Genomic DNA, 2701 nt, shown 5'->3' on the forward strand with positions numbered 1-2701 from the left:
CCAGCGGATATTCTATATGGAAACTAACAACCTTTGTCGCACTTCAGGCTTGATACTAGGTTGATTTTAACCCCTTCAACCAACGCTCTACTATAAACGGTACCATTTCAGTAGCTTTGGACTGTAAATAGTTATAGCCGTAGGGCCTTTTATCTACATCTAATGTAATTAGTACCTTATCGGCTCTATGCCGCGCCTTTTTCAGCATGCCAGCCGCAGGGTATACATTTAGAGATGTGCCCACCACCATTATTCGACCGGCTAACTTAATGTGCTGCATAGCCTCTTCATAATTTTGAATATCTTCACCAAACCACACAATATGTGGTCTAAGCTGACTTCCGTTGGGGCACAAATCTCCAATAGAGATTGCATTTCCATTTATAGAATATGCTTTTTCATTACCGGAAGTGCTTCTAGCTTTACCTAACTCTCCGTGTAGGTGTATTACATTGCTAGAACCTGCTCTTTCATGTAAATCATCTACATTTTGTGTAATGACTATTACATCATACTTTTTTTCTAAAGCTGCAATGGAAAAATGCGCTTCATTTGGTTCTGCCTTACATGCAATCTCTCTTCGTTCATTGTAGAAACTTAAAACTGCTTCTGGATTATTTTTCCAAGCACAAGGGGTGGCCACCTCTTCGATAGAAAATTCTTTCCAATACCCGTTCAAATCTCTGAAGGTTCTAATGCCACTTTCAGCACTTACTCCCGCACCAGTGAAAATAACAATCTTGTTGTAATCGATATCTTTGGGCATATCCCTGTCTCAATCTAACGCAGAGTGCAGCTGCATTTTGGTTGGTGTGAAGTTTTGTGTAAAATGGTGAAGCCATACACAAAACGGAGCGCCGGCCAAAATGTCAGCTAGCACGTTTTGTTATGTTTTCCGAGCATATTACTTAGGCCTGCATAGTTCATATTTCTCCACGCCCGCCGCAATTATTACAGGCTCTAACTCAGTAATATCTCTCACCACAGCTTTATCATTATAAAGCACCTCAATTTCATACCTATGGCCGAGAACAGGAGTAAATTTTGACCCGACAACTGTCACAACCATACTTGAACCGCTACTTCCCATTGTAGAATAAGTATTAAAAAGCTGCTCACCTGCAGCAACTTGGACATGAACCCTGCCTGGCTCCTCCATGGTGCCAAATAGATCCCCCATAATTGTCTGAGTTGAACAGTCGCCATTTTCATATTTCAAGATTGACATTACAGGTTTAATAAATCTCCCAGCTTTAGGTGAAGATTTAGTAACATATGTTACTGAGACTAAATTTACGTTCTCTGGTGGAATATAAACTGCAGAACATCCATAAAAGTAGATACAAGAAAATAGAAGAAATAACTTTTTCATTTGGCACTATCCAATTTTTGAAGAAACATAACGCCCGGCTCACCGAGAAAATTTTTGATGGCGGCTTTTGTGCGTCTTTTGCACAAAAGGTGACAGCGGAAATTTGTCCGGTGCAACCGTTTGTTAGATTCATTTAAAATATGCTGTATAGCGTCTCGACACCCAGCCATGCTCAAGCACTCCATCAATCTCTACTTCAACTAGAAGCCATGAGCGATATGATTTATCTATTACCTCGACTAACGAACCAATTGGCAAAGTCGTTATTATTTCGGATTTCATACTGGGGCCTTCTCTAAAATGAAGAGATTGTACTGTTGTGACACGAAATCCCTTTAGCGAGGATCGATCAAAACTATGGTTAGGTGCGCGAGTAAATTGCCTTACCTCGGTAGGCGTAGATATAGACTCCAGCTCTTTTCTTGCTTCCACTGCATTGGTCATCATGTAAGCAGATAGGCAACTAAGTAAAAACGGCAAAAAATAATAGTGGTATAAATAGAGCAAGATGCTCTTAGTTTTGTCAGATAGCGCATTAAAATCTGTTTGCGAATATATCTCTGCGCTTATTTGAGCATCTATCTCTTTAAGAGATTCATCAGTTATATCAGTCTTGCCCATTTCCGATATAAAGGCCAAGGCTGCACTTTGAGGAAATGGGCTGTTATCTAGACTGGCTAAAGCTTTAAATGACGCCAAGTTACTAATTTGAGATATTTGCTTAAATGCTTCAGATTGCTGCAAAGCAATTGATGCAAGCTGGCTTGTTTTTTCAAAATTTTCCAGCTGCTTCGCAAAATCAGACTGCTGAAATGCTAGAGAGGATAGTCGGACTGATTCAGCTACAGCCTTAAAAGACCTCATAGCATCCGATTCTTGTAGAGCTAACGTTGCCAGCCGACTTGATTCTGTCAATTGCCTAATAGACTTCATGGCATCCGATTCGTGGAAAGCAAGCGAAGCGAGTCTACTACTGTCGGCGGCAATCCGAGCGGATTTCATTAATTCTGATTCGTTAAAAGCCAAGGATGCCAGCCTTGTTGTTTCACTGAGCTTTCTTATTGTTCGCATTGTTTCAGATTCCTGAAACACTGATGCAGTAAGGCTCAATTGCTTTTCCATCTTCCTTATTGACTCCAACCAAAGCGGATTGATGATTTTTTCGATACTTCTATCCATGGTTCTATATGATCTTCCGTCTTAGCAGGAGCCTAGGAATCTAACGCCGCATTCAGCGGCTTGTCCGCTGGAATGCTTTGTTATAAGCCCCGAATTCATATACTAACCGCGACACTTTTTAAAAATAGGAAGGCGAGCTGTAAAATAGCC

The 2701-nt window shown here is 40.8% G+C and carries 3 protein-coding genes; all 3 read right to left on the minus strand.

From position 1 onward, the window contains the following. Positions 1 to 55: 55 nt before the first annotated feature. The 3 genes from IDZ20_RS05465 to IDZ20_RS05475 all read right to left on the minus strand — a co-directional run bounded on the left by IDZ20_RS05465 (position 56) and on the right by IDZ20_RS05475 (position 2551). On the minus strand, positions 56 to 766 hold the full coding sequence (locus IDZ20_RS05465) for an SIR2 family NAD-dependent protein deacylase (RefSeq protein WP_188150422.1): 711 nt from the start codon (positions 764 to 766) through the stop codon (positions 56 to 58). A gap of 138 nt (positions 767 to 904) precedes the next feature. Continuing rightward, positions 905 to 1372, minus strand: coding sequence for a hypothetical protein (locus tag IDZ20_RS05470; RefSeq protein WP_188150423.1), 468 nt, complete (start codon positions 1370 to 1372; stop codon positions 905 to 907). A gap of 129 nt (positions 1373 to 1501) precedes the next feature. Next, positions 1502 to 2551, minus strand: coding sequence for an SH3 domain-containing protein (locus IDZ20_RS05475; protein ID WP_188150424.1), 1050 nt, complete (start codon positions 2549 to 2551; stop codon positions 1502 to 1504). Between the last annotated feature and the right edge of the window lie 150 nt (positions 2552 to 2701).

Source organism: Teredinibacter waterburyi (assembly GCF_001922985.1).
GTDB lineage: Bacteria > Pseudomonadota > Gammaproteobacteria > Pseudomonadales > Cellvibrionaceae > Teredinibacter > Teredinibacter waterburyi.

Coding starts and splice junctions, on each gene's coding strand:
- IDZ20_RS05470 (WP_188150423.1), bottom strand. CDS start 1,372: ATGAAAAAGTTATTTCTTCTATTTTCTTGTATCTACTTTTATGGATGT.
- IDZ20_RS05465 (WP_188150422.1), bottom strand. CDS start 766: ATGCCCAAAGATATCGATTACAACAAGATTGTTATTTTCACTGGTGCG.
- IDZ20_RS05475 (WP_188150424.1), bottom strand. CDS start 2,551: ATGGATAGAAGTATCGAAAAAATCATCAATCCGCTTTGGTTGGAGTCA.